The following is a 17344-nucleotide window of genomic DNA, read 5'->3' as shown; positions in this document are numbered from 1 at the left end:
AGAGAGAAATAAATGGGGGGAATAAAATGAGTGGAATTTTAATTAAAAATGTTAATATACTTACTATGAATGAAGAAAAAACTATAATTCCTAAAGGCGTTGTTGCTATAAGTGGAAACATCATATTAGAAGTAGGAGATAGTACCCTAGAGGAAAAGTATAAAGACTTCATCACAATAGATGGGGAGGATGGTATATTAATGCCTGGTATGGTAAATTGCCATACCCATGCTGCCATGGTTCCCTTTAGAAGTCTAGCAGATGATTGTGGAGATAGACTTAGAAAATATTTATTTCCATTGGAACAAAAGCTTGTAGATAGAGAACTAGTGGCTATTGGTGCTAAATATGCTCTATGTGAAATGCTTTTAGGGGGAGTCACCACCTTTTGCGATATGTATTATTTTGAAGATGAAGTGGCAAAGGTATCAAAGAAAATGGGCGTAAGAGCGGTCCTCGGAGAAACGGTAGTAAATTTTCCTGCACCAGATTCAAAAAAACCCTATGGAGGATTATGCTACGGAGAAGAGTTTATAAAAAGTTGGATGGGGGATGACTTAATAACTCCAGCAATAGCCCCTCATGCTCCTTATAGCAATGATGAGATTAGTTTAAAAAAGGCCCATAAGTTATCTAAAAAATATAATATACCTATGATAATGCATGTGGCAGAGATGGATTTTGAATACTTGTATTATAAAGAGCAATATAGTTTATCGCCAGTTAAGTATTTAAATAGTTTAGGTATATTAGATGAAAACTTTATAGGAGCCCACATGATTTTATTGGATGAGGGAGACTTAGATATACTTCAATCAAATGGGGTAGGAGTATCTCATAATATGGGGGCAAATTCTAAGGGAGCAAAGGGAGTTGCACCTGTGCTAGAAATGTATAAAAGAGGAATGAAAATAGGATTAGGAACGGATGGCCCTATGAGTGGAAATACTTTAGATATAATAACTCAAATGGCTTTAGTGGGAAAAGTTCATAAACTTTATAACAAGGATAGAACCATACTACCAGCCCATGAAATAGTAGAAATGGCTACGATAGGTGGAGCTAGAGCATTGAACTTAGGAGAAAAAATAGGATCTATAGAAGTGGGAAAAAAAGCAGATTTGGTACTTATTGAAACAACTTCTGTAAATATGCAACCAATTTATGACTATTATTCAACCATAGTATACTCAGCAAACCCATCTAACGTTCACACTGTAATAGTAGATGGAAAAATACTAGTAAGGGACAAACAGCTCATAGGTATAGACTTTTTAAACGTAAAAAAAGAACTTTTAAACCTAAGAGATAAAGTTGAAACTATAGCAAAAGAAATGTAAAATAATAAGTTATAGGGGGCGATAACTGTGGAAACTAATTTAGAAAGAATTAAAAAAGACATAGAAGCCATAGGAGAATTTACAGCTACTCCAGGCAATGGGACAACACGTTTTTCCTTTACAAAAGAAGACAGAGAAGCGAGAGAATATATTAAAGGAGAAATGCTAAAGGCTGGACTTGAAGTTTTTGAAGATGCAGCAGGAACTGTAGTAGGAGAACTTAAAGGAGAGATAGAAGGGCCAGTAGTTATGATAGGATCTCACTTTGATTCCGTTAAAAATGGGGGCAGTTTTGACGGACCAGCAGGTGTGGTAACAGCGTTAGAAGTGGCAAGAGTTTTTAAGGAAAAGAATTTAAAACCTAAATATCCTGTACAATTTGTGGCCTTGATTGAAGAAGAAGGAGGCAGATTTGGGGGAGGACTGTTTGGTAGCCGTGCCATGGCAGGTAAGGTAACAAGAGAGGACTTGGATAGGTTTAAAGATAGTGAAGGTATGTCTGTAGCCCAGGCTATGAGAGATTTTGGATTTAACCCAGATAAAATTAAAGAAGCTGAGAGAAAGCCGCAAGATATCAAGTGTTTTTTAGAGCTTCATATAGAACAGGGACCAATTTTAGAAACCTTGGGTAAAGATATTGGAATTGTAGAATATATTGTTGGAATAAAAGAATTTGAAGTAATAATAAAGGGAAGACCAGACCATGCAGGAACTACTCCCATGAATATGAGAGCAGATGCTTTAGATGGAGCTGTTAATGTAATTAGTAAAATTAGCGGCTTTGCAAAAGAAGCAGCCTTTGGAACGGTAGCTACTGTTGGGAAATTAAATGTGTTACCTGGAGCTGCTAACATTGTTCCAGGTGAAGTAAATTTCTTAGTGGATATAAGATCTAAAAAATCTGAATGTATAGAAGAAGTAGAAAAAAATATAGTATCAGAATTGGAAAAGGTATGTAGAGAAATGTCTCTACAATATGAAGTAATTCAAAAGCTTCATGTATCGCCAGTAAAGGTTTCTGAAAAACTAGTAGATTTGCTAAAAAACGACTGCAAAAAACTAGGTTTTTCCCAGGAAATAATGTTAAGTGGTGCTGGCCACGATGCAATGGTAATGTCACAAATAACAGATATAGGCTTAGTATTTGTACCAAGTAGGGGTGGAAGAAGCCATTGTCCAGAAGAATGGACAGACTATGAAGCATTGCAAAAAGGTGTAGAATTATGTTATAACTTAGTAAAAGAAATTGCATTTTAGTTTCTTAATAATAGAAGGGTGAAGATGACATGGGAGGATTAGCTCTAGAAGTAAGTAGTTATTTTAAAGGTGTAGGGACCTTTGGTAAGTTAATACTGACAATTGCAGTATTCGTTTTGTTAGGTATTTTTAACAAAGCCTTCTCAAATTATATAGATAAAGCAAATTGGAGTTCTGTAAAAACAATAAAGTTAAAAAAGGCTTTTTCTGTATTTACGAAGATACTTGCTCTTATATTTTCAATACCTATTTGGTTACATGAATCTCAAAATATACTTACATTTTTAGGACTTTTTTCAGCGGGTATTGCCTTTGCTCTTAGGGATTTATTGGCAAATTTTTTAGGATGGTTGATGATAAGTTCTCATAAACCTTTTGTAGTAGGAGATAGAATTAGAATAGAAGATAGCCTTGGTGATGTTTTAGAAATGAATTGGTTTCATACTACAATCATTGAAGTAACACAAAATCAAGATAAAACTTATGGACAAAGCACTGGAAGATTAACATATATTCCGAATGCTAAATTTATTCTCCAAGAGGTAATCAATGAAAGTAGCACTTTTCCTTATACATGGAATGAAATACAAATACATTTAAACTTAAATAGTAATTGGAAAAAGGCCAAGGAGATTATAATGGAGGTAGCCTCAAAGGAACTTGGGAATATGGAGGAGGAAGTAAAGGAATGCCTAGAAGTAGCTTCTAAGACCCATCCAATTTACTATCAAAATCTTTCTCATATAGTTTATACTTCTCTTGGAGAAGAAAAAATAACTCTTACTTTAAGGTTTATATGTCGTTCTAGGAACTATAGAAATTTAGAACATGGTATAATAGAAGGAATTTTAGAAGAATTTGAGAAGTATGAGGACATTGAACTAAAATAAAATTGCAAGCAGAATTGCTTGCAATTTTTATCTAATTATTTATTCGGTTTTAAAGCTGTTTGTTGAGGAGTCATACCTTGCATTGGAGGTTGATTACTTTGCTGTGCGTTTTGCTGACCTTGTTGTTGACCCTGCTGCTGGTTTTGTTGTTGTCCTTGTTGTTGCTGACCGCCTGGCATCATATTACTAATCATTTGAGGAATTTTATCCATTAGCTGGTTACCATTAGATTTTTGGGTTACAGGTAACATGGATACATTTTCTTTATCAATAACTACAATAGCGTCAGTACTTATTCTAGCACCTAATCCTAAACCTGGAGTTGTAGTTGAAGTACTTCCAGCCTTCATTGAACTTGTTCCTGATCCATAACCTACAGTTACAGAGACAACAGGAACTAAAGTTTTATTTTCTACGGTCATTGGGGTTCCCATAACTGAGTTTTGTTTAGCAAACTCCTGTACTTCAGTGAAAAGTGAATCTAAATTTTCATTTACATGTGTATTCATATGAAATTCCTCCCTTTTACTCTGTTAGTAGTTTCTTATAACTTTAAGAAGATTTAGCTTAATTATGCCTTTCATATTAAAAAAGGAATCTTCAGCTAAAAAATCTGGTTCTAGGTGCAGCTCATCGAAATCTATATATGATGAAACTGCATTTATAGCTCCATAGATTATACCTGTAGTTGAGGGATCTTCAGTACCATAAGATGCATGAAGACCAATATATTCAGGCCTTATTCTTTTTAAGCGCTCTATGTTGTTTTTAAATTTAGGCACAGCCTTTTTTAAAGGTTTTTGAAGAATTTGTCTATTAAATAAATAGACTGTAATAATATTTTCATTATCAAATTTTTGTATTCTCCCCTTAATAAAAGGACTAAGCCAAGAAAAGGCTATATTATAATTAGGTAAATCGTAAGAGCTAATGCCAAAAGCAATTTTTATAGGATAAACCTTGAGAAGCATTAAAAGTGCGACTATTAATATTAATAGCAGTAAAAAAATTGTCATTTTAAGCATCTCCTCTCTACATAGTGTGCTACAATATCAAATAAATATATGTGGAGGATAATGGGTTAAGAAAAGGACAAGCAACACGGCGCTTGTCCTTTAGATGTTTAGTTTACTAGTTTTTAGATTTCTAGATATTACAGAAATTTTTAAAAGAAAATTTCTGTAATATCTATTATCTTTTCCTTATCTATATCATACAAAGCTATTTTAGTTTTTCCTTCTTCTTCATGTAAGAATAAAACTACACCATGAGGCCCATTTGAGCCATTACCTTCCGTATATCTTCCTACTCTAATAGGACCAAAGATATTTTTATCTTTAATAATATCTTTTGCCAATCCAGATTTAATATTTTTAAGCTTTATAATTCCTTTAGCATTTTCATCATATTCCGTATAAATTAAATCATCGCCTTTTGCCCATAAATACTGTATATCTGGAATAGCTCCATTTTTATCCTTTAAAAAATTTATTGTATCTATAGTTTTAACTGGTGAAGTTCTATAGGATTCCATGGAAAAAACCTGAAGCTTATCTAAAGAGGTTTCATCTAAATAAAATCCAAATAAATTAGCTGGTCTATAGGCTTTTTTTACATCAACTACATTTTTAACTAAGGGTTTACCTGGCAAGGAATTACTACTTCCATCTAAATTATGGGAATATAAGTTTAAACTTTTACCATTAAAAGAAGTATAATGTATTGCATTTTCCCCAAAGGCAGTAGTACTTATTATCTCATGAGGATTTGCGTAAATTGTGCTGTAAGGATTTTTTTCAGCATAATTAAAATCCATCATTAGATTAAAGTTTTTATAGAGCTGGTAATTATTTATTAAGCTATAACCTTTTTTTGAAAAAGCTAAATTATACTCGCTAATTTCCGCAGAAGTAGCGTTTCCAAAATCATCAAAGCTTTTTTCTAAAGAGTTAAAAACATAGTTACCTTTATCTATATTTTCAAATCTATAATTAAAATAAATCACTCCATTTTCAGAAAAGCCAACTATATTTTCTCCACTATTGTCTGTTAGTATGGTGAAAGAATCTCCTAAATATTTATGAGGTTTAAAGTTGCCTATTACTCCGCTTTTGCCATTAGTAAGATTTAAATAATAAAAAGTTGAATGCTCTCCTTCTTCTTTATTACTGCCAAGAATGAAAAGTAAAAGCTCATCCCTAGAGTGAGGGTAAAACTTTATATCTTTTATTTCTCCAAACTTAGAAGAGGTTATATTATAAGTAGGTTTTTTGTATTCAATAGGTGAGTTGCTATTTTCATAAAAATAAGCTCCTGTGGTAAGTAAAATCATAATAATAGTTAATATAAACATGTAAAATCGTTTCATAATTCTTCCTCCAGAATATGTTATAATACTATTATAGTATAATAGAGTAAATTTTGTAAGGAGAGTAAATATGAGTATAGGTGATAAGTACTTTGAATCCATGAAAAAGCTAAGAAAATATCTTTGGTTAATTTTAATACCAGTTGGAATGGACATGTTTGACTTAATATTAAATGAATATATATACAAAATAAAATATACTCCGCTTAATAGATTTATTACTTTAAAAATAGGACTAGTAGACACACCTCCTTCTATAAGATTCTTATTAGAGGATTTTCCATCACCCTTATTTAGCTTTAAAAATAATGTAATTACAGGATTACTTACAAGAGTAGATGTTTTTACTATATGCTTAACCATAACAATAATGCTTTTAACCAGCTACTTAAAAGGAGTATATTTAGTAGGTCTAAAAAAAGTTGGAGAAGAAAAATTTGATGTAAGAGAGTTATTAATGATAGATAACCGTATTTGGGGAAAACTTTTTGCTTATGACTTAATTATTACAATACCCATTCTTTTGATGCTAAAGGATAGAAGTTTTATATTATTAACCTTTATTTTAATATTTTTTGTATATATAGAGTACTCAATTGTACTTGATAATATATCCCTTTTAAGAAATTTTCAAAAAGGAATTGGATTTTTGTTTGATAATTTAGGGTTAACTATTAAAATAGCATTTTTCTCTGGCATTATATATTCTCTATTAAGCATAGTAATATATCCCATGGCGAGATTAGGGAATATTGGGGTTTTAATAGATACTATTATAATGGCCTACTTTGGAATTGGAATTAATAAGACTATGATGGAAACTTATTTAAGTAAATAACTAAATTAATTACTCCAATCATATATTTTATAGAGGATATTAAAAGGAGTGAATTAATATTAAAGTTGATTTTTTGTTAAAAACACTAAAAAGTCTTCCAAAAGAAATTTTAAGTGAATTAGCTGTGGTTTCAAGAAATGGAAAGATAATGAGGGGAAAGATAGATTTAATAGTAAAATACAGCTTAGATTCTTATAAAGTTGCTAGAATGACAAGCCTTGTAGGAGGAGAGTTTGAGGATTTAGGGTATAACTTTGGAATAATAACAATGAATATTCAAGATATAAGTAAAATATCTAGCATAAAAGCTATTGAAGAAATTGAGCTGCCAAAAACTCTTTATTGTAGTTCAATAAATTATAATTATGAACAGAAAAAGGATTCTATTGTAGGCTTTATATCTTCTAACATAGACCATAACCTACCAGAGGAAAACAACATTATAATGATTAAAGCTACAGCTGGGAAAAATATAAATCATACTAAAAGCACTATAATAATGAAATGGATAAAATATTTAGTAGACAGAAAAAGAGAGCTAGAAAAGCAACTTATTATTTATTCAAGTTTTCATCCTAAATATGACTTTAAAGAAGAAAATAATTTATTTTACAAATACATTAACTCTATAAGGGAAAAAGAAAGGGTAGAATTTATATTTGAAAAGAATCCTAGTATAGATAAAACTTATTTAAAAAAGGGAAAAATAAATAAATACCAGAGTATAGATTTTGATATAAAAGAAAACGGTACTACCTTGCAGCTTTATAAAGAGTTTTTAAATAACTATACCATAGAAATAACAAATACCTTTAGAGAAAGTAGTGGTTTAATAAAACTAACTAAGGGGTATAAGAGTGGAACCATTGGTGAAAATATATATCATATTTATAACACAGGACCTAAAGCTTACAATATAGACGGTGAAATAGTAATAAATGTGGTATCTAGTAATGAAGAAAATAGAGATAAAGGGAAGTGGAAGTTAAATATTATTTGTGAAGATGAGTACAAGGGACAATATGTTATAATATAAACAGAAAATAATCTTAAAGGATGATATGCACATATGAATAAGATAATTATGCACATGGATGTGGATGCTTTTTTCGCTTCTGTGGAGCAAATGGACAATCCAGAACTTAAAGGAAAACCAGTTATTGTAGGAGGAGTAGGAGAAAGAGGAGTAGTGGCAACCTGTTCTTATGAAGCAAGAAAATATGGGGTTCATTCAGCCATGCCTACTTTTAAGGCAAAGCAAAGATGTCCCCTAGGAATATATTTGCCTACTAGGCATGAAAGATATAGTCAAATATCTAAAGAAATATTTAAAATATTATACTCCTTAACTCCTATGGTAGAGCCTGTATCTATTGATGAAGCTTATTTAGATATAACTGAAGTTAAAATGAAACCCATAGAATGTGCAGAGTTTTTAAAAAGAGAAGTAAAGAAACAGATTGGGCTTACTGTATCTGTTGGTGTGTCCTATAATAAATTTTTAGCAAAGCTAGCTTCTGACTGGAATAAACCAAATGGGATTAAAGTAATAACAGAAAATATGATTCCAGAAATACTAAAACCCTTACCACTAAGTAAAGTTCATGGTATGGGTAAAAAGTCTGTGGAAAAAATGAATAATATAGGCATCTTCACTATAGAAGACATGTATAAATTATCAAAAGAATTTTGTGTAGAGTACTTTGGTAAATTTGGATTAGAGATATATGACAGAATAAGAGGAATAGATTATAGAGAAGTAGAAGTTATAAGGGAAAGAAAGTCTATAGGAAGAGAAACAACTTTAAGAAAAGATTTAACTGATAAAGAAGAAATGAAAAAATATATAAAATATTTTTCAGAAGAAGTATCAGAAACTTTAAATAGTAAAAATATGTGGGGAAAAACCATAACAGTAAAAGTAAAAACTTCTAAGTTTGTAAACCACACTAAAAGTAAAACCATAAACTTTTATACTAATGACCATAGGGAAATATATAAAGTATCTTGTGAAATATTAGAAGAAATGGAATTAGAGGATAGTGTAAGGCTTATAGGGTTGACCATATCTACTCTTACTGAAAACAAGGTAGAACAATTGAGCTTCCACAGTTTTTTAGGAGGAAACTAAATTGAGAAATAGAGTTTATTTAATTGCTAGTTCAGTGTTTTTAATATTAGGTGTAATAATTGCTATATTTTTAGAACGTAATGCTAAAGGTAAAAAGGTAGGTGGAAATAAGAAATTAAAAAACGTTTTAGTATATACGCCCTTAACATTATTTTTTGCTTGTTTTTTGTATTATAGTACAGAATTTATAAGCGATTTTATATATGTATTGTTAAGTTCTATGGCATTCATTGGAACATTAACTTTATGGGAACGGTGCTCAAAGAACTATAAATATAAAAGAATAATAGAGGGGATTTTAGTTTGGAGTATATCCTTCGCTTTTTTTAGATTTTTAAATAAAAACTTAATTATTCCAATTGGTCATCACTGGATATGGGCTACGGGAATATCCACCATACGTATTATATTTACAGAAAATGATGGGAAAACCTTTGAGAAATTTTTTTTAGCAAATATAGTAGGACTAATAATATTATTATTTATGTTTAAATATTTTTCTGAACCCTACGGAGGCTTTGGAAAACCAGAAGTAGTAGGGAAAAAATATTTAATAGAAAATGGAATTGCTAAAAAGGAAGATAAGATAGAAATTAATAGGTTAACTAGTGATGATGAAAATATAATAATGTTTATATATATTAATGGAAAGCCACATTACACACTAAGTTATAAATTAGGGAAAATTAATAACATTGAAAAGCTGCAATAGTAGTTTTTCAGATATCTAGTTTCTAGAATTGTAGAATAGAGTATAGAGAATATGGTGTAGAGTACAGATAGAGACAAAATTCCCCAGGAATTTTGTCTCTATCTATTAATTATATCTATATAACTATTATCTACGTGGTATAAGCATCTTAATTCCAAGTGCAATGAATATAAAAGAAACTATTGTACTTTTTACATATCTCATGGTTTGCCAATCTATATAAATATTAGCTAGTGGGAAAACTACATTGTCAAATATAGCAGCTACTCCTAAAATTATAAAAAACCATCCTAAATATTTAACGTTCATAAAATCAAAAGATAAGTTTAAATTTAAGCTGTCATCATAATTTTGAGGATTGTAAAGTGCTTTCCTTACATCGAAAATACTATAAAACCAAATAATTGGAATGAACATTCCTGCAATAGGCAGATGAATCCAATCAACTAAAGCAATCAAGCCGAAGAATGCAATCATAATTTGCAAACCTTTCTTTTGAAGTCCCAGATATAAATGCCCCGCACCAGGTATTAATGAAAAAAATAAAGCCGTAAATTTTCTGTTTTCCAAAATTAACATCTCCTTAAATACTTAATATATATACTATTGTAGAGTACATATCTTAATATAAAATAGAAGATAATATTAATATTTCCTTAATATACTGCGAAATAAAAAGTTGCCTTCCTTTTTTAATTGTAATATACTTAGTGAGTTAATTAATGTAGTATATTAGCGAAAAAAGTCGAAGGAGGAACATTTGAAATGATATCTAATAAAATGAAAGATTTAGTAGCTAATAATTCTATTATAAGAGTTATGTTTGAAGAAGGAAAAAGATTATCTGATATTTATGGAAAAGAAAATGTTTTTGATTATAGTTTGGGAAATTCAAGTATTGAGCCTCCTGAAAATATCAAAAATACAATTAGTGAAATATTAAATGAAGAATCTGCAAGCCTTATACATGGTTATATGAGTAATTCAGGTTATGAGGATGTTAGAGATAAAATAGCTCAGTTTATAAATAAAAAACATAATGTAAATATATCTTATAATAATATAGTTATGACCTGTGGAGCAGCGGGAGGATTAAATATTTTATTGAAAACATTGATTAATCCAGAGGATGAGGTTATTGTTTTTGCGCCGTTTTTTGGTGAATATAGAAATTATGTAAATAATTTTGATGGGAAGATTGTAGTAATTCCTGCTGATATAAACACTTTTGAGCCTAATATGGAAGCATTAAAAAATAAAATAAGTAGTAAAACGAAAGCTGTTATTATAAACTCCCCTAATAACCCAACGGGTGTTGTGTATTCAGAAAAAGTTATAAAAGATTTATCAAAGGTACTTTCAGATAAAGAAAAGGAATTAGGTATAAGCATATATCTAATATCTGATGAGCCATATAGAGAAATAGTTTATGATAAGGTTAAAATTCCTTATATTTTAAAATACTATAAAAATTCCTTTATAGGATATTCATATAGTAAATCATTATCATTACCGGGAGAAAGAATAGGATATATAGTTGCAAATACAGATATGGATTGTTTTGAAGAGGTAATGGCTTCTTTAAATGTAGCTAACAGAATTTTAGGCTTCGTAAATGCACCCTCATTATTTCAAAGAGTTATTGCAAACTGCCTAGAAGATGAAGTTGATATTAGTGTATACCAAAGAAATAGGGATGCTTTATATAATCACTTAATAAATTTAGGTTTTTCTTGTGTAAAACCACAAGGTGCCTTTTATCTGTTCCCTAGAACGCCAATAGAAGATGACAAAAAGTTTTGTGAAGATGCAAAGCAATTTAATTTACTACTAGTACCAGGGTCTGCTTTTGGTTGTCCAGGACATGTAAGATTAGCTTATTGCATATCTTATGATTCAATACAAAATTCTTTTAAAGCATTTGAAAAGTTAGCAAGGTTATATAATATGAAACAAGTCTAACAGAGAACAGATGTTGAGAAAAATCCTCCAGAATTTTTATTATTATAGAAATTTCGGAGGATTTTTATCCTTAGTTATTCTTTCTTCTCTGTTATTTGTAATATATAACCTGACCTCTATTTTGAATTTCAATTATTTCGCAAAAGTCCCTTTGTATCGCTTCCTTAAATTTTTTAGTAATAGAAGCTTTAGCCCAATAATGCATTGGTATAAAAACTTTTGGCTTTACCTTATCAATAAAGTATTCTCCCCCTATGTGGAAAAACTCCTCAAGTCTTGGATCCGTAGGAAAAAAGGCAATGTCTATGTCTTCTTCAGCAATTTTTGAAACTTCCTTTTTAAAGGCAAGTTCCATTTCCAAGTTATTTTCCATAGTGTCACCTTTCCAATGCCACCAATTTAAATCTCCAGCATGAAATAGAGTAATTCCATCAACTTTAACGAAATAACATACACCTATGTCTGTAGAGGTATAGGTTTTTATATGAATATCTTCTAAATCTAATTCTTTGTTTGCCCATAAAATATTATAATTCTTTTTATAGTCAGGAAGGGTTATATCGCTACTTAGTACATATTGTATGTTTTCGTTATGATTTACCCAATCTAAAATCACGGGATTAAAGTGATCTTTGTGTCCGTGGGAAGAAAACACCACTACTTTTTTTCCGCAATTTAAATCTTCTTCTCCTAAAACTCCATTAATTAAATTTCTATCTTCTCCTACAGGAGAATCTTTATAGTAATCAAATATCAAAAGATGGTTTTCTGTTTCCACAGCAAATCCATCATGGAATAAATAATGTATTTTTGCTTTATGATTATCCATATCATACCAACCTTTATAATTTAATAATATTCAAGCATAATTATAGCAAATTAAAGAGTTGAAATGAAACCTCTTTTATAATATACTTTAAGAAGTTTTTATTTGGGGGGAAAGATAGTGAAAAATAGATTTAAATCTTTATTTAACGATAAGGAATTTTATAGTACACTAATTAAATTAGCCCTGCCTATTGTAATACAGAGTTTTATAAATTCGTTTGTAAATATGATAGACACGGTAATGGTTGGGGAGCTTGGGGAAACAGCTATTGCTTCCGTTGGAATAGCAAATCAATACTTTTTAATATTCAGTATGTTAATCTTTGGAATTTGTAGCGGTACAGGGGTTTTTATATCTCAGTTTTGGGGTAAGGAAGACGTTAAGAATATAAGGAGAATACTAGGGATTTCTTTAATTTCTGGAGTGATAATTTCTATAATATTATCTATAATTGCATTTATATTTCCAAGAGAAATAATTGCTATATTTAATAAAGAACCAGAAGTAATAAAAAGTGGAACAGAATATCTAAGAATAATATGTATAAGCTATATATTTACGGCTATTACTTTTGCTTATTCCTTTGGCCTTCGTTGTATAGGAGAGGCAAGAATTTCAATGATAGTAAGTGCAATAGCATTAGTATGCAATGCCTTTTTAAACTGGGTTTTCATATTTGGTAAGCTAGGAGCACCGGTTATGGGAGTTGGTGGAGCAGCACTTGCTACAGCTATAGCAAGATTAGTTGAGATGATATTAATAGTTTCTTATGTTTATAAAACTAAAAATGTTATGGCAGCAAAATTTAGTGAAATGGTAGATTTAACTAGAGATTTTGTATGGAGAACCTTTGTTACTGTAATCCCTGTGGTTTTAAATGAAGCTTGTTGGGGTCTTGCAACAGTAGTTTACACAGCAGTTTATGGAAGAATAGGAACGGGAGCGGTGGCTGCTGTACAAATATGTGGTACAGTTCAAAACTTATTTATGGTTATAACCTTTGGAATGGCAAATGCATCTACAGTTATGATAGGAAATAAAATAGGTGCAGGAGATGAAGAAAAGGGAAGGGAATATGCTAACAGATTTTCAATACTAGGAGTAATTTCTGGATTGGTTTTAGGAGGACTTTTAGCTCTATCCGCACCATTTGTTTTAAATTTCTTTAAAATTTCTTCAGAAGTTGCAGCAGATGCAAGAAGAATTCTTTATATAAGCTCCATAGTTATGTCTATAAGGGTATTTAATATAATAATGATTGTTGGCATACTTAGAGGCGGAGGAGATACAAAATTCTCCCTTTTAGCAGAAGGCGGCACCATGTGGTTTATAGGAGTTCCACTGTCCTTTATAGGAGCTTTTGTTCTTCATCTTCCAGTTTATTTAGTGGTTGCTCTACTTACAGCAGAAGAACTTGCAAAGTTTGCATTAGGACTAATGAGACTTTTATCTAAGAAATGGGTAAATAATGTAGTTAGTGATATGGGGTAAGTTAGATAATAGATAATAGAGAATAATTAATCTCAAAATATGAATAATAAGAATTGAAGAAAATATTATTCAAAATGGAGATTGACTATGGAAAATTGTGTGGAACCTAAGGTTAGAAGATATAAATGGCATAAATTACTTATAGTTGGAATTGTAACTTATGTCTTAGGATTGATAGTGCTAATCGGTACGGGAAATATAGTGTTATTCCCTGCAGTGGTTATGCTTGGAAACTTTCTTATACCTGTAATATATGTAGCTTTTTTCTATGAAAAAAGACGTATAAGCCATGTGACTATGACTGATACAGTAGCAAGCTTTTTTTACGGAGGATTTTTAGGAACCTTTGCAGCGGCAGTGCTGGAGCCAATTTTTATGACCCAAATGAGTATGGGAAATGCTTTAATTGTAGGATTGGTAGAGGAATTTACTAAAATTCTAGGGGTGCTTTTAATATATAAACGTAAAAAATGTAGATTTCATATAGACGGCATTATTTTAGGAGCTTCCGCAGGTATGGGATTTGCTGCCTTAGAGAGTACAGGATATGCCTTTAGTTATTTTTTAAGAAGCCAGGGAAATTTGTCTCTTACTGTTTATATAACTTTACTAAGAGGAATACTATCGCCACTGGGTCATGGAACATGGACGGCTATTTTAGGAGGAGTATTTGCTAGAGAAAATACAAATCCAGGCTTAAGAATAAATAGAAAAATCGTAAATGCCTACATTGTAGTAGTAATTTTGCATAGCTTATGGAATTCAGTACCTTCATTAATGTCGGTATTTTTCCCATTAGGTGCTTCAATATTTTTAGCAGAAATAATAATAGGCATTATAGGTATAATTATTTTGAGGGTACAATGGTATAGAGCGAAGAAAGCCTTAAACTAGTTGTTAGATTGTTAAATTTTTAGTTGTTTAGTTGCAGAGAAAATTCCTGCGGAATTTTTATTATAGAAATTCCGCAGGAATTTCTTCGTTAACTAAAGAAGTAAAAAACTATTAACTAAAGAACTAATCTAACAACACTTGTCACAGTAAAGCAAACTAAAAGTCCTAAGATGGTGGGCAGTAGAAAAGCTACTGATGTCCACTTCCAGCTTTTGGTTTCCTTTTTTATAGTTAAAAGAGTAGTGCCGCAAGGGAAATGCATCAAACAAAAGAGCATTACATTTATAGCAGTAAGCCATGTCCAACCGTTAGCTATTAATAGATCTCTTAAAGCATTAAGATTATCCAGTTCAATCATTGCCCCAGTTGACATATAACTCATTATAATAATAGGCATAACTATTTCATTGGCTGGAAACCCTAAAATAAATGCCATAAGAATATAACCATCCATGCCTATAGCATAAGCCAGAGGCTCAAGAAAATTAGCTCCATGGTCTAGTAATGTTAAGTTACCAACGGTAATATTAGCCATAATCCATATTACCAGGCCAGCAGGGGCAGCTATAGCTACAGCTCTACCAAGAACAAATATAGTTCTGTCGAAAATGGATCTAACTAATATTTTTCCAACTTGTGGTTTTCTATATGGGGGAAGTTCTAAAGCAAAGGAAGAAGGTACACCCTTAAGAATGGTTTTTGACAAAAACTTAGACATTAAAAGTGTAACCATAACTCCAAGCACTATTACTCCTGTTATAGTTAAAGTCCCAATTAAAGATTGATATGGACTATTAGAAGCTCCAGCAATAAAAATTGTAGTTATTGCAATGAGAGTAGGAAAACGTCCATTACAAGGTACAAAAAAGTTGGTGATAATAGCTATTAATCTCTCTCTAGGTGAATCTATAATTCTACATCCAATTACACCAGCAGCATTGCACCCGAATCCCATACACATGGTTAGGGCTTGCTTACCATGGGCACAAGCTTTTTTAAAGAAGTTATCTAAGTTAAAAGCTACCCTAGGCAAATATCCTAAATCTTCAAGAAGAGTAAACAGTGGAAAAAATATAGCCATGGGGGGAAGCATCACCGATATCACCCAGCCTAAAGTTCTATATACTCCAAGAATAAGAACATCGTGTAGTCCTTGAGGCCAACCATTAGAAATAAATAATTCAGTTAATTTATTTTCAATAGCAAAAAACATATTAGAAAGCATTTGAGAAGGATAATTAGCACCCTCTATGGTAATCCAGAAAATTATACCTAACATCAAAATCATTAAAGGTATTCCAAAGAGTTTAGAGGTTAATACACTATCTATTTTTCTATCTATATGATTATAATCAGTCTTTTCAAAGGTTACAACTTGTTTTGCAATTTCCTCGCTTTGTTTTACTATGCTAGAGGCTATTTCATATCTTAAATTTTCACTTCTGTTTATTATATCTATCAAATTTTTGTCTTCAGATATACTATAGTTTAAATAGGTATCTATAGATTTTAAAATTGAATCTTCACCATCTATTAATTTTACTCCAAGCCACCTACTATCTAGTTTACCTTCACATATATTGTTTAATGAGGGCTCAATATCTTCAATCATATCTTCAATAGCTGAATTATATCTTATCTTTAGAGGATTAGTACATGTCATATTTGTGGCTACATTATATACAGCCTCCATTAAATCATCTAATCCCTCACCACTACGGGCACTAGTTCCTATAACAGGCACCCCGAGAATTTTAGATAATTCATCTAAGTTTATTTTTATTTTTTTTCTTTCTGCTTCATCAAGTAAATTAACGCAAACTACTACGTTGTCTGTCATTTCTAGTATTTGTAATACTAGATTTAAATTTCTCTCAAGGGAAGTTGCATCAGTTATGACTATTGTAGCGTGAGGATTACCAAAGCAAATAAAATCTCTGGCAACTTCCTCCTCTACTGAACTAGACAAGAGTGAATAAGTTCCAGGTAAGTCTACTAAAATAAAGTTTTTATCCTTGTACTCATAGTTACCATGTGCTGTGGTTACAGTTTTTCCTGTCCAGTTTCCAGTATGTTGTCTCATACCAGTTAGACTATTGAATAGCGTACTTTTGCCGGTATTTGGATTACCGGCAAGTGCTATTACTATATCCTTTTCTGGGTTAATCTTAATATCTAGCATTTCTTTAATTAAAAATATACCTGTTGATTGGCTTGTAAGTCCCATTCTAAACCTCCTGAGATTACTTTACGACTTCAACTAATATTTTTGATGCATCCTCTGAACGAAGTGCAATAACAGTCCCTCTAATTTCATAGGCTATAGGGTCACCAGAAGGACTTTGTCTTAAGGACTCTATTTTAGTTCCAATTATTAATCCTAAATCAAGCATTCGTCTTTTTATATTTCCATCAGAAGTTAAGTTTGTAACTCTAGCAAAACTTCCTATAGGAACATGATTAAGTGGAATTATATTTTGTTCCATATTTTTTCCTCCATAAAAATACATATTTCGGGTGGTACCAGACCACCAAAGTTAGTTGCGTGAAAGATTTTATTTCATATTCATAATATATTATTAATTAATCACTTTTGTTACACATATAATTTATAAAAATTGTTTAATAAAAG

17 protein-coding genes are annotated in these 17344 nt (G+C 31.0%); 10 read left to right on the top strand and 7 right to left on the bottom strand.

Annotated elements, in window-relative coordinates; translation table 11 throughout:
* Positions 1-26 precede the first annotated feature (26 nt).
* From ABDZ69_RS12565 to ABDZ69_RS12555, 3 genes are read left to right on the top strand one after another with little or no spacing between them, the layout of a single operon-like run.
* The gene (locus tag ABDZ69_RS12565; RefSeq protein ID WP_343770135.1) at positions 27-1340 is read left to right on the top strand and encodes an amidohydrolase; all 1314 of its coding nucleotides are present in this window, start codon (positions 27-29) and stop codon (positions 1338-1340) included.
* A gap of 27 nt (positions 1341-1367) precedes the next feature.
* Positions 1368-2597, top strand: coding sequence for a Zn-dependent hydrolase (locus tag ABDZ69_RS12560; protein WP_343770134.1), 1230 nt, complete (start codon positions 1368-1370; stop codon positions 2595-2597).
* 29 nt (positions 2598-2626) lie between these two features.
* Positions 2627-3487 (top strand): mechanosensitive ion channel family protein, encoded by an 861-nt coding sequence (locus ABDZ69_RS12555; RefSeq protein ID WP_343770132.1) that lies wholly within the window; start codon positions 2627-2629, stop codon positions 3485-3487.
* A 35-nt stretch (positions 3488-3522) separates the two neighbouring features.
* Here ABDZ69_RS12555 and ABDZ69_RS12550 read toward each other — a convergent pair whose 3' ends face one another.
* The 3 genes from ABDZ69_RS12550 to ABDZ69_RS12540 all read right to left on the bottom strand — a co-directional run bounded on the left by ABDZ69_RS12550 (position 3523) and on the right by ABDZ69_RS12540 (position 5855).
* Positions 3523-3996: a GerW family sporulation protein gene (locus tag ABDZ69_RS12550; protein ID WP_343770130.1), complete on the bottom strand. Its 474-nt coding sequence runs from the start codon at positions 3994-3996 to the stop codon at positions 3523-3525.
* A 24-nt stretch (positions 3997-4020) separates the two neighbouring features.
* Positions 4021-4503 carry a DUF2953 domain-containing protein gene (locus ABDZ69_RS12545; protein ID WP_343770128.1) on the bottom strand — a complete coding sequence of 161 codons (483 nt, stop codon included), beginning with the start codon at positions 4501-4503 and terminating at the stop codon, positions 4021-4023.
* Between the two features lie 149 nt (positions 4504-4652).
* Complete coding sequence (locus ABDZ69_RS12540) at positions 4653-5855, bottom strand: hypothetical protein (RefSeq protein WP_343770126.1); 1203 nt, start codon at positions 5853-5855, stop codon at positions 4653-4655.
* Positions 5856-5925: 70 nt separating this feature from the next.
* On the opposite strand from ABDZ69_RS12540, the gene ABDZ69_RS12535 reads away from it, so the two are divergent.
* The 4 genes from ABDZ69_RS12535 (at position 5926) to ABDZ69_RS12520 (ending at position 9536) form a co-directional block, all read left to right on the top strand.
* A complete protein-coding gene (locus tag ABDZ69_RS12535) occupies positions 5926-6693 on the top strand; it encodes a hypothetical protein (RefSeq protein WP_343770124.1) in 768 nt (255 codons plus the stop codon).
* Between the two features lie 73 nt (positions 6694-6766).
* Complete coding sequence (locus ABDZ69_RS12530) at positions 6767-7729, top strand: hypothetical protein (protein ID WP_343770122.1); 963 nt, start codon at positions 6767-6769, stop codon at positions 7727-7729.
* Positions 7730-7762: 33 nt separating this feature from the next.
* A complete protein-coding gene (locus ABDZ69_RS12525) occupies positions 7763-8824 on the top strand; it encodes a DNA polymerase IV (RefSeq protein WP_343770120.1) in 1062 nt (353 codons plus the stop codon).
* 1 nt (position 8825) lies between these two features.
* Complete coding sequence (locus tag ABDZ69_RS12520) at positions 8826-9536, top strand: hypothetical protein (RefSeq protein ID WP_343770119.1); 711 nt, start codon at positions 8826-8828, stop codon at positions 9534-9536.
* 126 nt (positions 9537-9662) lie between these two features.
* Here ABDZ69_RS12520 and ABDZ69_RS12515 read toward each other — a convergent pair whose 3' ends face one another.
* The gene (locus ABDZ69_RS12515; RefSeq protein WP_343770118.1) at positions 9663-10106 is read right to left on the bottom strand and encodes a hypothetical protein; all 444 of its coding nucleotides are present in this window, start codon (positions 10104-10106) and stop codon (positions 9663-9665) included.
* A gap of 195 nt (positions 10107-10301) precedes the next feature.
* Between ABDZ69_RS12515 and ABDZ69_RS12510 the strand changes: the two genes are divergently transcribed.
* Entirely contained in the window at positions 10302-11498 is a 1197-nt protein-coding gene (locus tag ABDZ69_RS12510) for a pyridoxal phosphate-dependent aminotransferase (RefSeq protein WP_343770117.1), read from the top strand.
* 91 nt (positions 11499-11589) lie between these two features.
* On the opposite strand, the gene ABDZ69_RS12505 is transcribed toward ABDZ69_RS12510, so the two are convergent.
* Positions 11590-12327, bottom strand: a complete 738-nt coding sequence (locus ABDZ69_RS12505) for an MBL fold metallo-hydrolase (RefSeq protein ID WP_343770115.1) — start codon at positions 12325-12327, stop codon at positions 11590-11592.
* A gap of 117 nt (positions 12328-12444) precedes the next feature.
* Here ABDZ69_RS12505 and ABDZ69_RS12500 point away from each other — a divergent pair, with 117 nt between their 5' ends.
* On the top strand, positions 12445-13818 hold the full coding sequence (locus ABDZ69_RS12500) for an MATE family efflux transporter (protein WP_343770113.1): 1374 nt from the start codon (positions 12445-12447) through the stop codon (positions 13816-13818).
* 87 nt (positions 13819-13905) lie between these two features.
* Complete coding sequence (locus ABDZ69_RS12495; protein ID WP_343770112.1) at positions 13906-14712, top strand: PrsW family intramembrane metalloprotease; 807 nt, start codon at positions 13906-13908, stop codon at positions 14710-14712.
* Between the two features lie 115 nt (positions 14713-14827).
* On the opposite strand, the gene feoB is transcribed toward ABDZ69_RS12495, so the two are convergent.
* Both feoB and ABDZ69_RS12485 read right to left on the bottom strand, forming a co-directional pair.
* Positions 14828-16939 carry a ferrous iron transport protein B gene (gene feoB / locus ABDZ69_RS12490; RefSeq protein WP_343770111.1) on the bottom strand — a complete coding sequence of 704 codons (2112 nt, stop codon included), beginning with the start codon at positions 16937-16939 and terminating at the stop codon, positions 14828-14830.
* A gap of 16 nt (positions 16940-16955) precedes the next feature.
* On the bottom strand, positions 16956-17198 hold the full coding sequence (locus tag ABDZ69_RS12485; protein ID WP_343770110.1) for a FeoA family protein: 243 nt from the start codon (positions 17196-17198) through the stop codon (positions 16956-16958).
* Positions 17199-17344 lie beyond the last annotated feature (146 nt).

The sequence above is a fragment of the Clostridium malenominatum genome, assembly GCF_039521365.1.
GTDB lineage: Bacteria > Bacillota > Clostridia > Clostridiales > Clostridiaceae > Clostridium_AW > Clostridium_AW malenominatum.
The sequence above is the reverse complement of the archived record's forward strand: the minus strand, read 5'-3'. Positions and strand labels throughout refer to the sequence as shown.

Bases quoted from the DNA above. Each gene is read 5' to 3' on its own strand.
- ABDZ69_RS12485 (WP_343770110.1), bottom strand. From the start codon at position 17,198: ATGGAACAAAATATAATTCCACTTAATCATGTTCCTATAGGAAGTTTT.
- ABDZ69_RS12495 (WP_343770112.1), top strand. From the start codon at position 13,906: ATGGAAAATTGTGTGGAACCTAAGGTTAGAAGATATAAATGGCATAAA.
- ABDZ69_RS12550 (WP_343770130.1), bottom strand. From the start codon at position 3,996: ATGAATACACATGTAAATGAAAATTTAGATTCACTTTTCACTGAAGTA.
- ABDZ69_RS12545 (WP_343770128.1), bottom strand. From the start codon at position 4,503: ATGACAATTTTTTTACTGCTATTAATATTAATAGTCGCACTTTTAATG.
- ABDZ69_RS12565 (WP_343770135.1), top strand. From the start codon at position 27: ATGAGTGGAATTTTAATTAAAAATGTTAATATACTTACTATGAATGAA.
- ABDZ69_RS12535 (WP_343770124.1), top strand. From the start codon at position 5,926: ATGAGTATAGGTGATAAGTACTTTGAATCCATGAAAAAGCTAAGAAAA.
- feoB (WP_343770111.1), bottom strand. From the start codon at position 16,939: ATGGGACTTACAAGCCAATCAACAGGTATATTTTTAATTAAAGAAATG.
- ABDZ69_RS12525 (WP_343770120.1), top strand. From the start codon at position 7,763: ATGAATAAGATAATTATGCACATGGATGTGGATGCTTTTTTCGCTTCT.
- ABDZ69_RS12540 (WP_343770126.1), bottom strand. From the start codon at position 5,855: ATGAAACGATTTTACATGTTTATATTAACTATTATTATGATTTTACTT.
- ABDZ69_RS12555 (WP_343770132.1), top strand. From the start codon at position 2,627: ATGGGAGGATTAGCTCTAGAAGTAAGTAGTTATTTTAAAGGTGTAGGG.
- ABDZ69_RS12510 (WP_343770117.1), top strand. From the start codon at position 10,302: ATGATATCTAATAAAATGAAAGATTTAGTAGCTAATAATTCTATTATA.
- ABDZ69_RS12505 (WP_343770115.1), bottom strand. From the start codon at position 12,327: ATGGATAATCATAAAGCAAAAATACATTATTTATTCCATGATGGATTT.